Origin of the sequence: Streptomyces sp. ISL-66, assembly GCF_018614135.1 — a bacterium.
Taxonomy (GTDB): Bacteria; Actinomycetota; Actinomycetes; order Streptomycetales; family Streptomycetaceae; genus Streptomyces.
This window is the reverse complement of sequence record NZ_JAGGOW010000006.1, coordinates 64,786-84,864: the sequence shown is the minus strand read 5'-3', so window position 1 is coordinate 84,864 and position 20,079 is coordinate 64,786. Positions and strand designations below refer to the sequence as shown.

Genomic DNA, 20,079 nt, shown 5'->3' with positions numbered 1-20,079 from the left:
GCCGGGCGGCGGGTGCGGGCGGGCGGCCCGGGCGGCCGGGACCCGCGGCCCGGGCGGCGGTCCTTCCTGGGCCGGGCGGCTTGCCCTTCCAGCGGCCCGGCGGCGGTCCTTCCAGTGGTCCTTCAGGCCGCCCGAGCAGCGGTCATGGCCACGGCCCATACCCTGGACGTATGAACACGAAGCGCGCGGCAGCCGACAGGGGCCGGGTCACAGGGCTGCCGGAGTGGGACCGCTGCGGGGTCATGGGCGTCGTCAACGTCACCCCCGACTCCTTCTCCGACGGCGGCCGCTGGTTCGACACCACCGCCGCCGTCAAGCGCGGTCTCGACCTCGTCGCCCAGGGCGCCGACCTGGTGGACGTCGGCGGTGAGTCCACCCGCCCCGGCGCCTCCCGCGTCGACGAGGAGGAGGAGCTGCGCCGCGTCGTCCCCGTCGTCCGGGGCCTCGCCTCCGAAGGCGTCGCGGTCTCCGTGGACACCATGCGCGCCTCCGTCGCCGCCCAGGCGGTCGCCGCCGGCGCGATGCTGGTCAACGACGTCAGCGGCGGCCTCGCCGACCCCGGCATGATTCCGGCCGTGGCCGCCGCCGAGGTGCCGTTCGTCGTCATGCACTGGCGCGGCTTCAGCGACGGCATGAACAGCCTCGCCGTCTACGACGACGTCCTCGCCGAGGTCACCGCCGAGCTGCGGACCCGCATCGACGCGGTCGTGTCCGGCGGGATCTCCCCCGAGCGGATCATCGTCGACCCGGGTCTGGGCTTCGCGAAGAACGCCGAGCACGACCTGGCCCTGGTCGCCCACCTCCCCGAGCTCCGCACGCTCGGCTTCCCGCTGCTGGTCGCCGCGTCGAGGAAGCGTTTCCTCGGCCGGGTGCTGGCCGGCGCCGACGGCGCTTCCCCGCCGCCCGCCCGCGAACGCGACGCCGCCACCGCGGCCGTCTCCGCGATAGCCGCCCAGCAGGGCGCCTGGGCCGTGCGGGTCCACGAGGTACGGGCGAGCGCCGACGCGGTTCGGGTGGCCCGCGCCGTGGAAGGGGCATTCCGTGGCACCCGTACCCACGGCGCCCGCGGTACCCACAGCACCCGCAGCACCGAGGAAGGGACAAGGTGAGCCGTACCGACATCGAAGCCGTCGAAGAGGTCAACACGGCCTTCTACGAGGCCATGGAGCAGGGGGACTTCGACGTACTGTCGGCGCTCTGGCTCGAAGACGAGATCTCCTGCGTGCACCCGGGCTGGCCCGTCCTCTCGGGACGCGGCGAGGTACTGCGCTCGTACGCGCTGATCATGTCCCACACCGAGTACATCCAGTTCTTCCTCACCGACACCAAGGTCACCGTCATCGGCGACACCGCCCTGGTGACGTGTACGGAGAACATCCTCAGCGGCGGACCCGCCGAGGACGGCGGTGAACTGGGCCCGCTCGTCGGCCAGCTCGTCGTCGCCACGAATGTGTTCCGACGCACATCCGAGGGCTGGCGGCTCTGGTCGCACCACGGTTCTCCCGTCCTCACGGACTCCGACGAGGACGACGAGGACGACCCCTCCTGACCCCTCCGTCGGGGCCCGGGGTATTTCGCAGGTAAATTCGAAGATGGACGACGCCGACCGCACTCGGCGTAGGCCCATGGATCCGGGGAGTCCCGGACCGGAAAACCTACGAAAAGCAGGAGTGATTCGCGTGGATCGTGTCGCGCTGCGCGGCCTCAAGGCTCGCGGGCACCACGGCGTCTTTCCCCGGGAACGCGAGGAAGGCCAGACCTTCATCGTCGACCTGGTGCTCCACCTCGACACCCGTCCCGCGGCGGCCGGGGACGACCTGGCTAAGACCGTGCACTATGGGGTAGTGGCGGAGGAAGTCGTCGACGTGGTTCAAGGAGAGCCGGTCGACCTGATCGAGACGCTCGCCGAGCGGATCGCCCAGCAGTGCCTCAAGCACGAGGCGGTCGCCCAGGTGGAGGTCGTCGTCCACAAGCCGGACGCACCCATCACCGTCCCCTTCGACGACGTGACCATCACGATCACCCGGAGCCGCGTGTGAACAACGGAATGAACGCCCAGAGCGACCCCACCGTCCAACCCGTCCCGGCGTCCGTCGTCGAGGCCGTGGACGCCGCGGACGTGACGCTGTCGAACCCCAAGTGGGCCGTCGTCGCGATCGGTGCGAACCTGGGCAACCGGCTGGAGACCCTGCAGGGCGCCATCGACGCCCTCGGTGACACCCCGGGTCTGCGGGTCAAGGCCGTCTCCTGCGTCTACGAGACCGAGCCGTGGGGCGTGGAGCCCGGCTCGCAGCCCTCGTACCTCAACGCCGTCGTCTCGGTGAAGACCACCCTGCCGCCCAGCTCCCTCCTGGAGCGCGGCCAGGCCATCGAGGAAGCCTTCGACCGCGTCCGCGAGGAGCGCTGGGGTCCCCGCACCATCGACGTCGACATCGTCGCCTACGCCGACGTGGTGTCCGCCGATCCCGTCCTCACCCTCCCGCACCCGCGCGCCCACCAGCGCGCCTTCGTGCTGGCCCCCTGGCTCGACATCGACCCCGAAGCGCAGATCCCGGGCCACGGGGCCGTCGCCGCGCTGCTGGACGGCGTGGGCCTCGCGGGCGTCACGCCGCGTCGGGACCTGGAACTGCGCCTCCCCGAGTAGTCCGCCCCCGCCGGGCGGGCCCGGTGACCGCGTCCCCCGGAGGCGGCCGAAGACTTAGGATCACCGGGTACGCACACAGAGCGGGGAGCAGGCACGTGAAGCAATTGAGGCCGGCGGTCCTGGCGGGCATTTTCGCGGTCGCCGGGGTGCTGTCCTGGGCGGGCGCCCGGCTGTGGGACTCCTACGGCTCCCTGCCGGGCGTCCCGCTGGCCGCGCCGATCGTGCTCGGCGTCATCGCGGCGGTCCTGCTGGCGACGGCCCTGTCACTGCGCGCCCGGCTGAAGGCCCAGCGCGAGCGGGTGCCGGGCGCCAAGGGCGTCGAGCCGCTGATGGCGGCCCGCGCGGTGGTCTTCGGCCAGGCCAGCGCGCTGGTCGCGGCCCTGGTCGCGGGCGCCTACGGCGGCGTCGGGGTCTTCCTCCTGACCACCGCGCTGGACGTCCCGGCCCGCCGCGACCAGACCTGGTACGCCGGCTCCTCGGTCCTGGCGGGCGCGGCGGTCGTCGCAGCGGCCCTCTTCCTGGAACACGTCCTGAAACTCCCGGACGACGAGGACCCCACGAAGGCCCCCGCCGGGGCTTAGCCGGACGCGTCCCGCGCACGGGGGCCGCCGCTCTGCGCCGGCGGGCCACATCCCCCGTGTCCGCCCGGTCAGCGCGCCATGATGAGGCTCATCGCCTCGTTGCGGGTCGCGGGATCGCGCAGCTGGCCGCGGACGGCCGAGGTGATGGTCTTCGCGCCGGGCTTGCGGACGCCGCGCATGGTCATGCACATGTGCTCGCACTCGATGACCACGATGACCCCGCGCGGATCCAGGATCTCCATGACCGACTCGGCGATCTGGGTGGTGAGGCGCTCCTGCACCTGGGGACGGCGGGCGAACACGTCCACGAGGCGGGCCAGCTTCGACAGGCCGGTGATCTTGCCGTCGGTGGACGGGATGTAGCCGACGTGAGCCACGCCGTGGAACGGCACCAGGTGGTGCTCACAGGTACTCATGACCTCGATGTCCTTCACCAGGACCATCTCGTCGTGGCCGAGGTCAAACGTGGTCGTCAGGACCTCCTCCGGCTTCTGGTAGAGGCCGGCGAATATCTCCTTGTACGCCCGCGCCACTCGCCCCGGGGTCGCCAGCAAGCCCTCTCGGTCAGGGTCCTCGCCGACCGCGATCAGGAGCTCGCGGACGGCCGCCTCGGCGCGCTTCTCGTCGAACTCGCCGATCGTGCCCTCGCCACCGGTCAGGGTCACTGGGTCGGTCATTGCTTCCTCGTTCCTGTGTTCGCTCGCGCGCACATGAAAGTGCCGCGCCCCCCAGGCTAGAACCTGGGGGGCGCGGCATCCATTCCGGGAGGGATCAGGCCTCCGGTCGCTCCTCCGGGGAGGGTTCCGGGGCCTTCTCCACCGAGACGGCCGGCGCTGATGCCACCGAGGACCCGTTCGCCGAGTTCGTCAGCTGGAGCTCCTTGGGAGAGAGCACCGGCGGACGGGTCGACGGGGTGCGGTGCGAGGAGCCGGTCCACGCCGGGCGGGCCGGGCGCTTCACGATCGTCGAGAAGACCTCGGCGATCTGCTCCTTGTTGAGCGTCTCCTTCTCCAGCAGCGCGAGAACGAGGTTGTCGAGCACGTCGCGGTTCTCGACCAGGATTTCCCAGGCCTCGTTGTGCGCCGTCTCGATGAGCTTCTTGACCTCTTCGTCGACCAGCGCGGCGACCTCTTCCGAGTAGTCCCGCGGGTGCGACATCTCGCGGCCCAGGAACGGCTCGGTGTTGTCCCCGCCGAACTTGATCGCGCCGAGGCGCTCGGTCATGCCGTACTGCGTGACCATCGCGCGGGCCGTTGCCGTGGCCTTCTCGATGTCGTTCGCGGCACCGGTGGTCGGGTCGTGGAAGACCAGCTCCTCGGCCGCGCGCCCGCCCAGCATGTACGCCAGCTGGTCGAGCATCTCGTTGCGCGTGGTCGAGTACTTGTCCTCGTCGGGCAGGACCATGGTGTAACCCAGGGCACGGCCGCGGGACAGGATCGTGATCTTGTGGACCGGGTCGGAGTTCGGGGAAGCCGCCGCGACCAGGGCGTGTCCGCCCTCGTGGTACGCGGTGATCTTCTTTTCCCGGTCCGACATGATCCGGGTCCGCTTCTGCGGACCCGCCACGACGCGGTCGATCGCCTCGTCCAGCGCGTGGTTGTCGACCAGCTTCAGGTCCGAGCGGGCCGTGAGCAGCGCGGCCTCGTTCAGGACGTTGGCGAGGTCGGCACCCGTGAAGCCGGGCGTGCGACGGGCGACAGCACCCAGGTCGACGTCCGGAGCGACCGGCTTGCCCTTCTGGTGGACCTTGAGGATCTCCAGACGGCCCTGCATGTCCGGACGGTCGACCGCGATCTGGCGGTCGAAGCGGCCGGGGCGCAGGAGGGCCGGGTCGAGGATGTCCGGACGGTTCGTGGCGGCGATCAGGATGACGCCGCCCTTCACGTCGAAGCCGTCCATCTCGACCAGCAGCTGGTTGAGGGTCTGCTCGCGCTCGTCGTGACCGCCGCCCAGGCCCGCACCGCGGTGCCGGCCGACGGCGTCGATCTCGTCGACGAAGACGATCGCCGGGGCGTTGGCCTTGGCCTGCTCGAACAGGTCACGGACACGCGAGGCACCGACGCCGACGAACATCTCGACGAAGTCGGAACCGGAGATCGAGTAGAAGGGGACACCGGCCTCGCCCGCGACGGCACGCGCGAGCAGGGTCTTTCCGGTGCCGGGCGGGCCGTACAGCAGCACGCCCTTGGGGATCTTGGCGCCGACGGCCTGGAACTTCGCCGGCTCCTGGAGGAACTCCTTGATCTCGTGGAGCTCCTCGACGGCCTCGTCCGCGCCCGCGACGTCCGCGAACGTCGTCTTCGGGGTGTCCTTGGTGATGAGCTTGGCCTTGGACTTCCCGAAGTTCATCACTCGGGAGCCGCCGCCCTGCATCTGATTCATCAGGAACAGGAAGACGACGACGATGAGGACGAACGGCAGCAGCGAGAGCAGCACGCTCAGGAACGGGCTGGTCTTGTCCGGCGTGACGGAGTATCCGTCCGGGATCTGACCGGCTTCGTACTTGGTCTGGAGGTTCTGGGCGAGCTGTACGCCCTGGTCCCCGATGTAGTTGGCCTGGAACTTGGTGCCGTCGTTGTCGCCGAGCTTCTGGTCCTTCTTCAGCTCGATCTTGATCATCTGGCTGTCACCGGTGGTCAGCTTGGCGCTGTCCACCTGGCCACTGTTGATCGCCTTGATGACCTCGCTGGTCTCCACCGACTTGTAGCCGCCGCCGGAGCCGACGACGTTCATCAACACGACCACGGCGAGGACGGCCAGCACGATCCACATGACCGGCCCACGGAAGTATCGCTTCACGTCCATCCATACGGGGCGCTAGGCACCCCGTCCCTCCTGCCCGTAGGTAAATGCTGCTGTGAGTAAAGACTGTTCTTCGGAATGTACCCCTGTATTGTCACCCGCTGCCTCATGGGGCGGCTGACGGACCCGCCTTTCCATGCTCCAACGGCGGGAATCGTTCCAGGGTTCCCCTGCTCGGAGGTTTCGTCCGCTCGGGTTCAGCCGCCGTAGACGTGCGGGGCGAGCGTGCCGACGAAGGGCAGGTTGCGGTACTTCTCCGCGTAGTCGAGGCCGTAGCCCACGACGAACTCGTTCGGGATGTCGAAGCCGACCCACTTCACGTCGATCGCGACCTTCGCGGCGTCGGGCTTGCGCAGCAGCGTGACGACCTCGAGGGAGGCCGGCTCGCGGGAGCCCAGGTTCGACAGCAGCCACGACAGGGTCAGACCCGAGTCGATGATGTCCTCGACGATCAGGACGTGCTTGCCCTTGATGTCGGTGTCCAGGTCCTTGAGGATCCGGACCACGCCCGAGGACTGGGTCCCGGCGCCGTACGAGGACACCGCCATCCAGTCCATGGTGAGCGGGGTGGACAAGGCACGTGCCAGGTCCGCCATCACCATCACCGCGCCCTTGAGGACGCCGACGATGAGCAGGTCCTTGTCCGCGTACTCCGCGTCGATCTTCGCGGCCAGCTCGGCCAGCTTCGCGTCGATCTCTTCCTTGGTGATGAGCACCGACTGGAGGTCGCTGCCCATGTCCTTCTCGTCCACCCGCATCACTTTCGTTGTCGGCCGGGGCTCCGGGGGTGACCCCGGAGGACTCAGCCGTGTTTCAGCACCAATCAGCCCTGCCGGATGACCAGTCTGCCACCCTGCCGCTGGGCCTCGACCCGGCCGGGCAGATTGATGGCGCCCTGACCGCGCCATCCGGTGATGAGCCGGTCGACTTCCTCGATGTGGCGGGCGAAGAGGGAGCCTGCGGGAGAACCGGCCGCGACGACGGCCCGGCGCAGCACCCGGCGGCGGACGGCCGGGGGCAGCGCGTACAGCTTGGCGCACTCGAGCCGGCCGTCCTCGTCGCGTACGCCGTTCTCCGCCTCGGCGGCCCAGGCGTCCAGGGCGTCGGCGTCGTCGCGGGAGAGCTGGGCGGTGCGGGCGAGCGCCTCGACGACTCCCTTGCCGAGCGCCTTCTCCAGGGCGGGCAGTCCCTCGTGGCGCAGCCGGGAGCGGGTGTAGGCGGGGTCGATGTTGTGCGGGTCGTCCCAGACGGCGAGGGACTGGACCATGCAGGCCTTGCGGGCGGTCTGCCGGTCGATCTGGAGGAAGGGGCGCCGGTAGCGGTGGCGGCGGCCGGAGGCGCCGGGGCCTCCGGAGACTTCGGGCATTCCGGAGAGCGAGCGGATGCCGGAGCCGCGGGCGAGGCCCAGCAGGACGGTTTCCGCTTGGTCGTCCCGGGTGTGGCCGAGCAGCACGGCGGCGGCGCCGAGGCGGTCGGCGGCCTCGTCGAGGGCCGCATAGCGGGCGTCGCGGGCGGCGGCTTCGGGTCCGCCGTCGCGGCCGACGCGCACGGCGACGGACTCGACCGGGTCGAGGCACAGCGCGGTCATGCGGCTGACGACCTCGGCGGCGCGCAGGGCCGAGCCTTCCTGGAGCCCGTGGTCCACGGTGATGCCGCCGGCCCGGATGCCGAGCTTGGGCGCTTCGAACGCGAGGGCGGAGGCGAGCGCCATGGAGTCGGCGCCGCCGGAGCAGGCGACGAGGACGAGCGGCGCGCTGTCGGGGAGGGCGGGCCGGTGGGGAGCCCCCGGGGTGCCGAGGGGTCCGGCGGCGCCGGGGGCGCGGCCGGGGCGGCCCACGCGGGGAGCCGGTGCGTGAGCGGGTCGGTCGGTGAGGTCGGTGAGGACGTCGTGGAGTGCGCGGCGGACCGCCAGGCGTATCGCCGCGACCGCAGGATGGGGACCCATGTCCGGTGCCCTTCGGTGGAGTTCGGATGCCTCGGAGGCCTCGGAGGCGCTTCGGAGGCGTTGGGGGAGGGTGGTGCGCTGGGGGTGCTGTCCGGATCTGCCCCCGCGGACGGGGGTTGTCACTCAGAGTGCGATGATGGTGACAGAACCGAGCCGTTCCCCGAGCATCGCACGCGCTTCCACGCCCCACGGTCCCTCGGACGGGTGATGCTGTTTCCCCCAGAGGGACATCTTCACGCCTCTCGGGCCACTTCTCCCGGTTCGCTTCCCTCCGGTCCCGCCCTTCCCGTCACGCGCCCCGCGGCGCGCCCCTCACGCTTCGTCCCGCGCCCCTTCGCTCTGCTCGCGGCCCTTGCGGTGGATCCGGGCCACCCAGTCCGCCGGGCTGGCGATCTCGGCCTTGGTGGGGAGGGTGTTCGGCGAGGTCCACACCCGGTTGAAGCCGTCCATGCCGACCTGGTCGACGACGGCGCGCACGAACCGCTCGCCGTCGCGGTACTGGCGCAGCTTCGCGTCGAGACCGAGCAGCTTGCGCAGGGCCGCGTCGAGGCGGCCCTCGCCCGTGGCCCGGCGCTGCTGGAACTTCTCGCGGATCTCGGCGACCGAGGGCACGACCTCCGGGCCGACCCCGTCCATGACGAAGTCGGCGTGTCCCTCCAGCAGGGACATGACGGCGGTGAGCCGGGCCAGCACCTCGCGCTGCTCGGGGGTCTGGACGAGCTCGACCAGCGAGCGGCCCTCTTCGCCGCGCTCCGCGTCGGGGCGGGCCCCGGCGAAGCTCTGGGCGGCCTCCCGCAGCCGCTCCAGCAAGGTCATCGGGTCCACTTCGGTGGCGCCGAGGAACGTCTGGATCTCGCCCTCGATGTGCTCGCGGAGCCACGGGACGGCCGTGAACTGGGTACGGTGCGTCTCCTCGTGCAGGCAGACCCAGAGCCGGAAGTCGTGCGGGTCCACCTCGAGCTCCCGCTCGACGTGCACGATGTTCGGCGCGACGAGCAGCAGCCGGCCACCGCCGGCGGCGGAGCCCGGCAGGTCGGGGCTCGCGGGCGCGAAGGTCTCGTACTGGCCGAGCACGCGGGAGGCCAGGAAGCTGAGCAGCATGCCCAGCTCGACGCCGGTGATCTTGCCGCCGACCGTGCCGAGGACGGCGGCGCCGGGGGTGCCGGCGCGGCGTTCCTGCAACTTGTCGAGCAGCGGCGCCAGGAGCTCCCGGAAGCCGGCCACGTTGGCCTTGACCCAGCCGGCCCGGTCCACGACGAGGACGGGGGTGTCGTGCGGGGCCGGGCCCTGCGGCACCATCCGGGTGAACTCGCGCACGTGCCGTTCGGAGGTCTTGGCGTGCCTGCGCAGTTCCGCGACGACGGCCCGTGCCTCGTCCCTGCTGATCTCCGGGCCGGGCCGTACCAGCCGGATCGCGGTCGCCACCGCGAGGTTCCAGTCGACCATCTCCGCTCCACCGATGCTCGTCATGCGTCAACCGTACGTGGACCGGCGCGTCGGCGGATCCCCTTGGGCCTGTCGGCCTAGGAAGCGGTGGCCACGGCCGCCGCGAGCTTGTCGAGGCTCTTCTCGGCGGCGCCCGGGTCGGGGGCGTTCGCGGTCAGGAACGCGAAGGCCAGCAGTCGCCCGGAGGGGTCGACGACGGTGCCGGCGAGGGAGTTCACGCCGGTCAGGGTGCCCGTCTTGGCGCGGAGCAGGCCGGCCGCCGGGGAGGTGCCGGAGTTCCGGGTGCGCAGGGTCCCGGTGAATCCGGCGACGGGCAGTCCGGTGAGGACGGGCCGCAGCTCGGGGCGCTGCGGATCGGCGGCCTTGACGAGCAGGGCGGTCAGGAGTCCGGCGCTGACCTTGTCGGCGCGGTTCAGGCCGCTGCCGTCGGCGAACCGGGAGCCGGCGGTGTCGATGCCGAGGGAGGCGAGCTTGGCTCCGACGGCCTTCTCGACCCCCTCGAAGCTCGCGGGCTGCCCGGAGGCGAGGGCGGTCTGGCGGGCCAGGGCTTCGGCGATGTCGTTGTCGCTGTGGGTCAGCATCCGCTCGACGAGCCCGGAGAGCGGGGTCGAGAGCGTGACGGCGAGCGGGGCCGCGCCGGCCGGGGCCTTGGCCTTGGCGGGTTCCGCGCTCACCTTGACCCCGCGTTCGGCGAGGAGGGCGGCGAAGGCGCGGGCGGTGTCCTTGGAGGGGTCGTCGCCGCGCCGGACGGGTCCGGAGAAGGATTCGTCGGTGCGGCCCTCGTCGGCCGTCAGGGCGGTGACCGGGGCGATGTTGTCGTTGGCGCCGATCGGGTGGCGGGCCGGGCCGGTGTAGAGCGTGTCGTCGTAGCCGAGGACGACGGAGTCGGTGCCGGCGGCCTTGAGGGCCTGGGCGGTGTCGGCGGCGAGCGCGACGAGGCTGCCGCCGGATCCGGCGGGGGCCTTCTTCTTGGCGGTGAGCGAGGGGTCGCCGCCGCCGACCAGGACGATCCGCCCGGGGCCGGGGCCGGGCGTCACGGTGGTCGGGATCCGGTGGTCGGGTCCGAGGGCGGCGAGCGCGGCCGCGGCCGTGGCGATCTTTATGGTGGAGGCGGGGGTCATCGCCTCGCGGGCCCCGGACTCGTAGAGGACCTGCCCGGTGGCCGTGTCGATCACCGAGGCGGCCCGGACGGTCCCGAGCGCCGAGTCGGCGAGCAGCGGCCGCAGCGCGGCGCCGATCGATCCGGAATTCCCCGCTCCGGCCTGCTCGCCGGAGCCCGCTCCGGGGGGCCGGACGCCGGCGAGCACGCCGGGGGCGCTGGGAGCGGCCCGCGGAGCCCCGGGGACGCCCGCTTCACCGTGATCTACGCCACCCGTACGGCCCCAAGAGGCGGCCTCGTCCCGCTCGGCCTTACGCTGGCCGGAGTCCCACGGACCCGCGGCGGCAACCGTCACGGCCGACAGGGCGAGGCCGGCCACGGCCGACACCGCGATGAGCTGCCACGTCTTGACCAATGGCACCTCGGACCAGCCCCTTTCGCGATCACACATATGCGTGAGGGACACTTAACCACTGCGTCTTGCCGCGAGCATGGCACCCCACCCGGCAGGGCTGGGCCCGACATGCACGCAGGTGAACCGGACGCAGTCTCGAAGCAATGAAGCTGATCATGGAGGAGCAGGACGTGGAGTTCGACGTCACCATCGAGATCCCCAAGGGTTCGCGGAACAAGTACGAGGTGGACCACGAGACCGGCCGGATCCGCCTGGACCGTCGCCTCTTCACTTCGACCAGCTACCCGGCCGACTACGGCTTCGTCGAGAACACCCTCGGCGAGGACGGCGACCCGCTGGACGCGCTCGTCATCCTCGACGAGCCGACCTTCCCCGGCTGCCTGATCAAGTGCCGCGCGATCGGCATGTTCCGGATGACGGACGAGGCGGGCGGCGACGACAAGCTGCTGTGCGTGCCGGCCTCCGACCCGCGCGTGGAGCACCTCCGGGACATCCACCACGTGTCCGAGTTCGACCGCCTGGAGATCCAGCACTTCTTCGAGGTCTACAAGGACCTGGAGCCGGGCAAGTCCGTCGAGGGCGCGAACTGGGTCGGCCGCACCGAGGCCGAGGCCGAGATCGAGGCCTCGTACAAGCGCCTCCAGGCGCAGGGCGACCACCACTGACCTCCGGGCCGGTGACGGGTGAGCGGGTCCTCCCGCCACCCCTGTGACACCACGCGGGCGGTACCCCTTCGGGTGCCGCCCGTCGTCGTGCCCCGGGGCGGAAAGGTTGCCGGGGGCCGACCGGCTTCGCCGTGGACGCCATGGTTCCGCATACTGATCACGGGCCGGCCGGACACTGCCGGCCGGGGACTGGAGGACGCGTGGCGGAGGGCGAAGCATCCGGGACCGAGGACCGGAAGCCGAAATCGGACGAGGCGCACAGCGCGTTCGCCGTGCCCGACGGGGTCGGGGTGGAGCCCGAGGCCACCGAGGAGGACCAGCCGACGTCGGAGTTCTCCGTCCCCGACGGGCTCGCCTCCGTGGCCGTGGAGCCCGAGGGGTCCGCCTTCGCCACCCCGCACACCTACAGCGCCGCGCAGTCCCCGCCGGCCTACACCGGCCCCGCCTTCCCCGTCTCCCTGACGAAGGACTCCCTCTGGCAGGACCGGATGCGCACCATGCTGCGCATGCCGGTGGACGTCCGGCCGGTCCCGGAGCCCTCGCAGAAGATCGCCGTCGAGTCCGGGCCCGCCGTGGGCCGCGTGCTCGACCTGACGCTGCGCATCGGCGAGCTGCTGCTCGCGGGCGGCGAGGGCGCCGAGGACGTGGAGGCCGCGATGTTCGCGGTGGCCCGCAGCTACGGGCTCGACCGCTGTGAGCCGACCGTCACCTTCACCCTGCTGTCGATCAGCTACCAGCCCTCGCTGGTGGACGACCCGGTCTCGGCGAACCGCACCGTGCGCCGCCGGGGCACCGACTACAACCGGCTCTCGGCCGTCTTCCGCCTCGTCAACGACATCAGCGCGCACGAGCTGGAGATCTCGCTGGAGGACGCGTACCGCCGCCTCGCCGAGATCCGCCGCAACCGGCACCCGTACCCGGGCTGGATGCTCACCGCGGCCGCCGGGCTGCTCGCCGGAGCGGCCTCCACCCTGGTCGGCGGCGGCGTCCTCGTCTTCTTCGCAGCCGCACTCGGAGCGGTGCTCGGGGACCGGCTGGCCTGGATCTGCGCGGGGCGCGGGCTGCCGGAGTTCTACCAGTTCGTGGTCGCGGCGATGCCGCCGGCCGCGATGGGCGTGGCCCTCAAGCTCGTCGAGCCCGACGTGCGCTCCTCCGCCGTGATCACCGGCGGGCTGTTCGCGCTGCTGCCGGGAAGAGCCCTGGTGGCGGCCGTCCAGGACGGCCTGACCGGCTACTACATCACCGCCTCCGCCCGGCTGCTGGAGGTCATGTACTTCTTCATCGGCATCATCATGGGCGTCCTGGTGGTGCTCTACATCGGCCTCCAGTTCGGCTCCTCGCCCCGACCGGAGGAAGCACTCCAGATCACCCAGCGGCCGGCGCTCCAGATCGCCGCCTCGATCGTTCTGGTGTTCACGTTCGCGATCCTGCTCCAGCAGGAACGTTCCACCGTGTGGATCGTGGCGCTGAACGGCGGGGTCGCCTGGACGGTCTACGGAGCCCTGCACTACGCGGGAGAGGTCCCCGCGGTGCCGTCCACCGCCATCGCGGCCGGGCTGGTCGGCCTCTTCGGACAGCTCCTGTCCCGCCACCGCGTCTCCTCGGCCCTGCCCTTCGTCACGGCGGCCATCGGCCCGCTGCTGCCGGGCTCGGCCACGTACTACGGGCTGCTGCTGATCGCCGAGAACCGGCTGAACGAGGGGCTGGCCTCGCTGACGAACGCCGTCGCCGTCGCGCTCGCCATCGCGATCGGCGTCAACCTCGGCTCGGAGACGTCCCGCCTCTTCATGCGGATCCCCGGCGCCGCGAGCGCGGCCAAGCGCCGCGCGGCGAAGCGCACGAGGGGCTTCTAGGCCCGAGGGCCGTCCTAGCGCTTCGCGTGGCGGCCGCTGCGCTGGCCGGGGGCCTGCGGGTCATCGCCGGTGGCGGACCGCCCGCCGGCCTCCCGGGCCGCCTTCTTGTTCTTGCGGGACTTCAGCACCTCGAAGATCACCGGGATGACGGAGATCAGGACGATGCCGATGAAGATCGGCTCGATGTTCTTCTTGATCATCTCGAACTGCCCGAGCTGGTAGCCCAGGACCGTGACGCCCGCGCCCCACATGACGCCGCCGATGACGTTGAACATCAGGAAGGTGCGGTACTTCATCGCCGTCGCGCCCGCGACCATCGGCGCGAAGGTGCGGATGATCGGCACGAAGCGCGCGAGCACGATGGCCTTGGGGCCGTGCTTCTCCATGAAATCGTGCGCCGCGTCGAGGTTCTCGCGCTTGAAGAGCCTGGAATTCGGCCGGTTGAAGATCTTCGGGCCGAAGACCTTGCCGATCATGTAACCCACCTGGTCACCCAGGATCGCGGCGGCCACGATCAGGGTGCACACCAGCCACAGGGGCTGGCTGATGCTGCCGCTCGCGACGAACAGGCCCGCCGTGAACAGCAGGGAGTCTCCGGGCAGGAACGCGAAGAGACCCGATTCCGCGAAGACGATGACCAGGATGCCGATCAGGCCGAACTGCCCGATCAGATACTCCGGGGACAGCCACTGAGGGCCGAGCGCAAGGGTATTCACGAGTTCCGGGGTCTCCTGGATCGGGGGGTTCGGCGGTGCGGCGTGTCATGGCGGTGGTCTCAATTATGAACGCACGCGGCCCCCACCCGGTTCCAGGTCCCGCGGGGGGCCGCGTGCGTGCGCGCACGTCCTACGCCATGCGGACCGCGTTCGCCGTGATCGCGTCGCGCACGAACACCGCCAGGCCCGGCCGGACGGCCTCGTAGTAGGCCGCGAACCGCTCGTCCGCGACGTACATCTCGCCGAGGCGGACATGGATCTCGTAGGTGCAGGAGTAGTAGCTCGCGTCGATCCAGCCGCGGTGCTCCTCGGCGAGGTCCATGGCCTCCTCGGACTCCGGGTCCGCGCCCGCGTCCAGCAGGGCGGCGAGCCGCCGGTTGATGTCCTCGGCCCGGGCCGTGATCCGCTGCCAGTCGGCCTTCGTGTACGAGGCCGTCAGGCGGGCCGACTCCTTGTACGCGTCCGTGCCGCCCCAGCGGCGCCGCGCCTCCTCGGCGTGCTCGTCGGGGTCGAAGTCCCCGAAGACCTCGAACCGTTCCTCGGGCGTGAGGTTGATGCCCATCTTGTGCGCCTCCATGGCGTGCTCAACGGCCTTGGCCATCCGCTGGAGCCGGTCGATCCGGCCGGACAGGAGGGCGTGCTGCCGGCGCAGGTGCTCCCCCGGGTCCGATTCCGGGTCGTCCAGCAGGACCGCGACCTCTTCGAGCGGGAAGCCGAGCTCCCGGTAGAACAGGATCCGCTGCAGCCGGTCGAGGTCGGCGTCGTCGTACCGCCGGTGTCCCGCAGGGCTGCGGCCGCTCGGGGAGAGCAGCCCGATCTCGTCGTAGTGGTGCAGGGTGCGCACCGTGACTCCGGCGAATCCGGCGACCTGGCCCACGGAGTGGCTCATCTCTTTCCGCTCCTCTTCCTTGGGTACGCACTCCACCCTGAGCCCTCACGCCGCGTGAGGTGCAAGTGCGGGGTCAGGAAGACGCGGCGAGGACCCCCTCGAAGGGGTTGCCCGGGTCGTCCGCGAAGGAGTACGCCCCGGCCTCGATCCGGTCGATGAGCCCCCGGGTCCAGTCCGCTTCCGCGTCCGCCGAGGAGACCCAGCGGCGCATGATCTCGCCGATGTGGCCCAGCGGCTCGGGTCCGCCCTCGGGGACGTAGTGGTCGGTGACGGCCGAGCGCCAGGCGGCGAGGCGGCCCAGGCGTTCGCGCAGCAGCGCGAGGGCGTCCGCGCGGGGGAGGTCGACCATGAAGCCGAGGGCGGAGGTGAGGACGTCGGGCTTCTGGTCGTAGGAGGACAGGGCCTCGCGGAGCAGCTTGAAGTACTCCGCGCGGCCCGCCTCCGTCAGCTCGTACTCGGTCCGCGGCGGGCCGCCCGCGGCGGACGGGCCGACCTCGTGGGCCAGCAGTACGCCCTGCTTCGCCATCTGCTTCAGCGCGTGGTAGATCGACCCGGGCTGGGTGTTCGACCACTCGTGCGCGCCCCAGAACTCGAGGTCGGCGCGGACCTGGTACCCGTGGGCCCGCCCGTGCTGGCGGACGGCGCCGAGGACGAGGAGGCGGATCGCTGACATGCGGCCAGGCTACTGACCCGTCCGCGGGACGGAACGGACCCCCGGGGGCTGCCGACCGCCGGTCAGGGCACTAGCCCATCGCGCGGGTGCCGTCGAGGGATTCACGGATGATGTCCGCGTGGCCCGCGTGGCGGGCGAACTCCTCCACCAGGTGAAGGAGCATCCAGCGCAGCGAGACCTTGCCGTCCTTCGGGAACCAGGGCGCCTCGGGGAGCGGGAACGTCTCGTCGAGGCTGGAGGCGGCCTCGATGAACTCCGCCGTCTCCCGGGCGACCCCGTCCCAGAAGGCCAGGACGCCGGGGATGGTCTCGCCCTCGCCCAGCCGGAAGCCCTCGGCCCGGCTGTCTCCGGTGCGCAGGCGCTCGTTGGGCCGCTGCTGAGCCATCCGCAGCCAGGCCAGCTCGACCTCGGCCACGTGCTTCGCCAGGCCGGAGAGCGAGAGCTCACTGACGCTGGGGCGGCTCGCGGCCTGCTCCTCGCTCAGTCCCTCAAGCGTCTCGCGGACCGCCGTGCGCTGGGCCTCGACGAAGGCGAGGAGCGTGCCGCGCTCGTCGCCGGGGACCTCCGTGGAAAGCTGAGCCATGACCTGACCACCTTCTGTTTCGGGTTATCCGCGTCTGCGTCTGCATGCGTCTGGTGAAGCTGCGGAGCCTGCTGAAGCTGCTGCACCTGCTGACAAGAACCACGTTACGAAAGCTTGCGGTCAACTTCTGTCCGCAATCACTGGCCTTCTTGGCGCGTCGGCGGGAGTTCCGTCCGCGGCTTCGGGAGCAGGGCCTTCGACAGGTCCTGACCGCCCTTCTCGTCCAAGCCGTACATCGCTTCGTAGATGTTGCGGACGGCCGGCCCCGAGGCTCCGGAGCCGGTGCCGCCCTGGGAGATCGTCATCACGATCGCGTAGTCCTCGGTGTAGGAGGCGAACCACGAGGTGGTCTGCTTGCCCTGGACCTCGGCCGTACCGGTCTTCGCGTGCATCGGGATCTGCTTCTGCGGCCAGCCGCCGAAGCGCCAGGCCGCGCTGCCGGTGGTGGCCACGTCGGCCAGGGCGCCGTCGATGTTGTCGCGCAGCTTCGCGTCCATCGGGAGCCTGCCCTGCTCCTTCGGCGCGATCTCCTTCACCGTGGCGCCGTCGGCGCTGACCACGGCCTTGCCGATGCTGGGCTGGTGGAGCGTGCCCCCGTTGGCGATGGCGGCGTAGACGGACGCCATCTGGATCGGGGTGACGAGGGTGTCGCCCTGGCCGATGGAGTAGTTGATCGCGTCGCCCTCGCGGAGCTGGTTGCCCTGGCGGCAGTTCTCGTAGGCGATCTTCTCGGCGTAGGAGCCGTCCTTCTTGCCGTCGCGGCACCAGGCGGCCTTGTTCGCCTCGAAGAAGTCCTTCTTCCACTGGCGGTCGGGGACCCGGCCGGGGACCTCGTTGGGGAGGTCGATGCCGGTGCGCTTGCCGAGGCCGAATTGGTGCGCGGTCTTGAAGAACCAGTCGCCGGGCTGCGCCTTGGGCTTGATGCCGCCGTCCTTCTTCCACTCCTTGTCGGCGATGGCGTAGTAGACGGTGTCGCACGACACCTCCAGGGCCTTGCCGATGGTGATGTCGCCGTAGCCCTGGGACTCGAAGTTGGTGAAGACCTGACTGCCGACGGAGTACGAGCTCGGGCAGCCGTAGCGGTTGTTGAAGGGGTAGCCGGCGTTGACCGCGGCCGTCGAGGAGACCACCTTGAAGATCGAGCCGGGGGCGGCCTGGCCCTGGATGGCGCGGTTGAGCAGCGGGTAGTTCGATTTCTTGTCGGTGAGGGAGGCGTAGTCCTTCGCGGAGATGCCGCCGACCCAGGCGTTCGGGTCGTAGGTCGGGTTGGACGCCATCGCGACGACCCGGCCGGTCTTGGCCTCCATGACCACGACGGCGCCGGAGTCGGCCTCGTAGTTGCGGCGCGTGTTCTTGTCGTAGCCCTTGCGGGCTTCGATCATCGCGTTGTTCAGCTCGCGCTCGGCCACCGCCTGCACGCGCGAGTCGATCGAGGTCACGATGTTCGCGCCGGGCAGCGCCTTGTCGCTCACGCCCTCGCCGATGACCCGGCCGAGGTTGTCGACCTCGTAGCGGGTGATGCCCGCCTTGCCGCGCAGCTCCTTGTCGTAGGTGCGCTCCAGGCCGCTGCGGCCCACCTGGTCGGAGCGCAGGTACGGGGAGTCGGAGTCCTTCGCCTTGGAGATCTCCGCGTCGGTCACCGGGGACAGGTAGCCGAGCACCTGGGAGGTGTTGGCGCCGTCGGGGCCGGCGTAGCGGCGCAGGGCGGTCGGTTCGGCGGTGATGCCGGGGAAGCGCTCGGCGTGCTCCCGTATCTCCAGGACCTGCTCGGTGGTCGCCTCGTCGGTGATGGGGATCGGCTGGTACGGGGAGCCGTTCCAGCAGGGCTTGGGGGTCTTGGCGTCGCACAGCCGGACGCCGTTGATGACGTCCTCGGGCGGCAGGCCCAGCACCCCGGCGAGGTGGGTCAGCACCTCTTTGCCGCGGTCCTTCATCTTGGAGAGCTCGGTGCGGCTGGCGGAGACCACCATGCGGGTCTCGTTGTCGGCGAGCGGGATCCCTCGGGAGTCGAGGATCGCACCGCGCACGGCGGGCTGGACCACCTGCTGGGTGTGGTTGTTCTTCGCCTCGTCCGTGTACTCCTGGCCGTTGCGTATCTGCAGGTACCAGAGGCGGCCACCGAGGGTGAGCAGCAGCGAGAACACCACGATCTGGATCATGACGAGCCGGTTCTGGACCCTGGGTGTGCGCCCGGTCTCCGGTATGTTGCTCAACTCGGCTCTCCCCCGGACGTCCCTGGCCTGACCCGCCCGAGTCTAGTGCGGTGACCGGATCGCCTTCCCGGCCACGGCGCTAAAACGGGAAGTGCGTCCGGCCGTGCTGCACCGAGATCCATTTCTGGGTGGTGAAGGCCTCGACCGTGGCGTCGCCGTTCAGCCGTCCCAGGCCCGAGGCCTTCTCGCCGCCGAACGCCGCCAGCGGCTCGTCGCCGATGGTGGAGTCGTTGACGTGGATCATCCCGGTCTCGATGCGCTGCGCGAAGCGGACCCCGCGCTCGACGTCGCGCGTGTGGACGGCGCCGCTGAGTCCGTAGGGGGTCGAGTTGGTCAGCCGGACCGCCTCGTCCTCGCCGTCGAAGACGACGAGGAGCGCGACGGGGCCGAAGATCTCCTGGGCGAGCAGCGGCGAGTCCTCGGGGAGTCCTGCCAGCACGGTCGGCTCGACCAGGTTGCCGCGCGTAGAACCCCGTACGAGGGCCCGTGCCCCGGCGTCCACGGCCCGGTCGACGAGCGCGGTGAGGGCGTCGGCCTGGGAGGCGTTGATCAGGGGGCCGATCTGGGTGTCGGCGTCGTGCGGGTCGCCCGTCTTCAGGGCGCGCACGCGGGCGGTGAACTTCTCGGTGAACTCCTCGGCGACGGAGGCGTCGACCAGGATCCGGTTGGCGGCCATGCAGACCTGGCCCTGGTAGACGAAGCGGCTGAAGACGGCCGCGTCCACCGCGTAGTCGAGGTCGGCGTCGTCGAGGACGACCAGCGCGCTGTTGCCGCTGAGCTCCAGGACGGTCCGCTTGAAGTGGCGGGCGGCGACCGCGCCGACGTGGCGGCCGACCCGGTCGGAGCCGGCGAAGGAGATGACCTTGGGGACGGGGTGGGTCAGGATCGCGTCGCCTATCTCGGCGATGTCGGTGACCAGGACGTTGAGCAGGCCGGCCGGGAGACCGGCGTCCTCGAAGACCTTGGCGATGAGCCCGCCGCCGACCACGGGCGCGTTCTGGTTCGGCTTGATGACGACGGCGTTGCCGAGCGCCAGGGCCGGGGCGACCGACTTCATGGTGACGAGGAAGGGGAAGTTGAAGGGGCTGATGACGGCGACGACCCCGACGGGCAGTCGCTGGACCCGGTTCTCCTTGCCCTGGACCGGCGAGGCCACGATGCGGCCCTCGGGCCGCACGGCCAGCTGCATGGCCTCGCGGACGAACTCCAGCGCGAGGCGGACCTCGTACTCGGCCTTGGGACGGGTCCCGCCGAGCTCGTCGATCATCGCCTCGACGATCTCCTTCTCGCGCTCCTCGGTGATCCGAAGGACGCGTTCCAAAACGGCGCGTCTGGCGTACGGGCTGGTGGCGGCCCATTCCTTCTGGGCGCGCTCGGCGGCGCGGTAGGCCAGGTCGACCTGCTCGACCGTCGCCACGGTGATGGCCGCCAACTTCTCCCCGTTGTACGGGTTGACGTCGATGATGTCCCAGGAACCGGTACCGGCCAGCCATTCGCCGTCGATGTACTGGTGAGCCACGTCGTCGAATATGGACATGCCATCCCTTACTGCGAG

General features: G+C 70.8%; 19 protein-coding genes. 7 read left to right on the top strand and 12 right to left on the bottom strand.

Annotation, left to right across the window (positions count from 1 at the left end; genetic code table 11):
- Window positions 1-170: 170 nt before the first annotated feature.
- The 5 genes from folP (at window position 171) to J7E97_RS01740 (ending at window position 3,225) form a co-directional block, all read left to right on the top strand.
- Window positions 171-1,109 carry a dihydropteroate synthase gene (folP, locus tag J7E97_RS01760; protein WP_215021484.1) on the top strand — a complete coding sequence of 313 codons (939 nt, stop codon included), beginning with the start codon at window positions 171-173 and terminating at the stop codon, window positions 1,107-1,109.
- 53 nt (window positions 1,110-1,162) lie between these two features.
- Entirely contained in the window at window positions 1,163-1,549 is a 387-nt protein-coding gene (locus J7E97_RS01755; RefSeq protein WP_251053604.1) for a nuclear transport factor 2 family protein, read from the top strand.
- A 130-nt stretch (window positions 1,550-1,679) separates the two neighbouring features.
- Window positions 1,680-2,039, top strand: coding sequence for a dihydroneopterin aldolase (folB, locus tag J7E97_RS01750; protein WP_042809414.1), 360 nt, complete (start codon window positions 1,680-1,682; stop codon window positions 2,037-2,039).
- Between the two features lie 8 nt (window positions 2,040-2,047).
- Window positions 2,048-2,644, top strand: a complete 597-nt coding sequence (gene folK, locus J7E97_RS01745; RefSeq protein WP_215021490.1) for a 2-amino-4-hydroxy-6-hydroxymethyldihydropteridine diphosphokinase — start codon at window positions 2,048-2,050, stop codon at window positions 2,642-2,644.
- 95 nt (window positions 2,645-2,739) lie between these two features.
- The gene (locus J7E97_RS01740; protein ID WP_215021482.1) at window positions 2,740-3,225 is read left to right on the top strand and encodes a DUF3180 domain-containing protein; all 486 of its coding nucleotides are present in this window, start codon (window positions 2,740-2,742) and stop codon (window positions 3,223-3,225) included.
- Between the two features lie 68 nt (window positions 3,226-3,293).
- On the opposite strand, the gene folE is transcribed toward J7E97_RS01740, so the two are convergent.
- From folE to dacB, 6 genes are all read right to left on the bottom strand, one after another.
- On the bottom strand, window positions 3,294-3,902 hold the full coding sequence (gene folE / locus J7E97_RS01735) for a GTP cyclohydrolase I FolE (RefSeq protein WP_215021481.1): 609 nt from the start codon (window positions 3,900-3,902) through the stop codon (window positions 3,294-3,296).
- A gap of 94 nt (window positions 3,903-3,996) precedes the next feature.
- Window positions 3,997-6,030: an ATP-dependent zinc metalloprotease FtsH gene (gene ftsH, locus J7E97_RS01730; RefSeq protein ID WP_215021480.1), complete on the bottom strand. Its 2,034-nt coding sequence runs from the start codon at window positions 6,028-6,030 to the stop codon at window positions 3,997-3,999.
- 194 nt (window positions 6,031-6,224) lie between these two features.
- On the bottom strand, window positions 6,225-6,785 hold the full coding sequence (hpt, locus tag J7E97_RS01725) for a hypoxanthine phosphoribosyltransferase (protein WP_215021479.1): 561 nt from the start codon (window positions 6,783-6,785) through the stop codon (window positions 6,225-6,227).
- Window positions 6,786-6,850: 65 nt separating this feature from the next.
- A complete protein-coding gene (gene tilS / locus J7E97_RS01720) occupies window positions 6,851-7,972 on the bottom strand; it encodes a tRNA lysidine(34) synthetase TilS (RefSeq protein ID WP_215021478.1) in 1,122 nt (373 codons plus the stop codon).
- Window positions 7,973-8,284: 312 nt separating this feature from the next.
- Window positions 8,285-9,442, bottom strand: a complete 1,158-nt coding sequence (locus J7E97_RS01715; protein WP_215021477.1) for a zinc-dependent metalloprotease — start codon at window positions 9,440-9,442, stop codon at window positions 8,285-8,287.
- A gap of 53 nt (window positions 9,443-9,495) precedes the next feature.
- The gene (gene dacB, locus J7E97_RS01710) at window positions 9,496-10,938 is read right to left on the bottom strand and encodes a D-alanyl-D-alanine carboxypeptidase/D-alanyl-D-alanine-endopeptidase (protein ID WP_308346204.1); all 1,443 of its coding nucleotides are present in this window, start codon (window positions 10,936-10,938) and stop codon (window positions 9,496-9,498) included.
- Between the two features lie 164 nt (window positions 10,939-11,102).
- Here dacB and J7E97_RS01705 point away from each other — a divergent pair, with 164 nt between their 5' ends.
- Together J7E97_RS01705 and J7E97_RS01700 are read left to right on the top strand one after the other, a co-directional pair.
- The gene (locus J7E97_RS01705; RefSeq protein ID WP_215021489.1) at window positions 11,103-11,597 is read left to right on the top strand and encodes an inorganic diphosphatase; all 495 of its coding nucleotides are present in this window, start codon (window positions 11,103-11,105) and stop codon (window positions 11,595-11,597) included.
- Between the two features lie 140 nt (window positions 11,598-11,737).
- Window positions 11,738-13,450 (top strand): threonine/serine exporter family protein, encoded by a 1,713-nt coding sequence (locus tag J7E97_RS01700; RefSeq protein WP_215021475.1) that lies wholly within the window; start codon window positions 11,738-11,740, stop codon window positions 13,448-13,450.
- Window positions 13,451-13,464: 14 nt separating this feature from the next.
- Here the strand turns inward: J7E97_RS01700 and J7E97_RS01695 are convergent, their stop codons facing one another.
- The 6 genes from J7E97_RS01695 to J7E97_RS01670 form a co-directional block, all read right to left on the bottom strand.
- Window positions 13,465-14,166: a DedA family protein gene (locus J7E97_RS01695; protein ID WP_215021474.1), complete on the bottom strand. Its 702-nt coding sequence runs from the start codon at window positions 14,164-14,166 to the stop codon at window positions 13,465-13,467.
- 130 nt (window positions 14,167-14,296) lie between these two features.
- Entirely contained in the window at window positions 14,297-15,055 is a 759-nt protein-coding gene (locus J7E97_RS01690; RefSeq protein ID WP_215021473.1) for a MerR family transcriptional regulator, read from the bottom strand.
- A gap of 73 nt (window positions 15,056-15,128) precedes the next feature.
- Window positions 15,129-15,728, bottom strand: coding sequence for a PadR family transcriptional regulator (locus tag J7E97_RS01685; RefSeq protein ID WP_215021472.1), 600 nt, complete (start codon window positions 15,726-15,728; stop codon window positions 15,129-15,131).
- A gap of 70 nt (window positions 15,729-15,798) precedes the next feature.
- The gene (locus tag J7E97_RS01680; protein WP_215021471.1) at window positions 15,799-16,311 is read right to left on the bottom strand and encodes a DinB family protein; all 513 of its coding nucleotides are present in this window, start codon (window positions 16,309-16,311) and stop codon (window positions 15,799-15,801) included.
- Window positions 16,312-16,448: 137 nt separating this feature from the next.
- Window positions 16,449-18,524: a penicillin-binding protein 2 gene (mrdA, locus tag J7E97_RS01675; protein WP_215021470.1), complete on the bottom strand. Its 2,076-nt coding sequence runs from the start codon at window positions 18,522-18,524 to the stop codon at window positions 16,449-16,451.
- A gap of 79 nt (window positions 18,525-18,603) precedes the next feature.
- Window positions 18,604-20,061, bottom strand: coding sequence for an aldehyde dehydrogenase family protein (locus J7E97_RS01670; RefSeq protein WP_215021469.1), 1,458 nt, complete (start codon window positions 20,059-20,061; stop codon window positions 18,604-18,606).
- Window positions 20,062-20,079 lie beyond the last annotated feature (18 nt).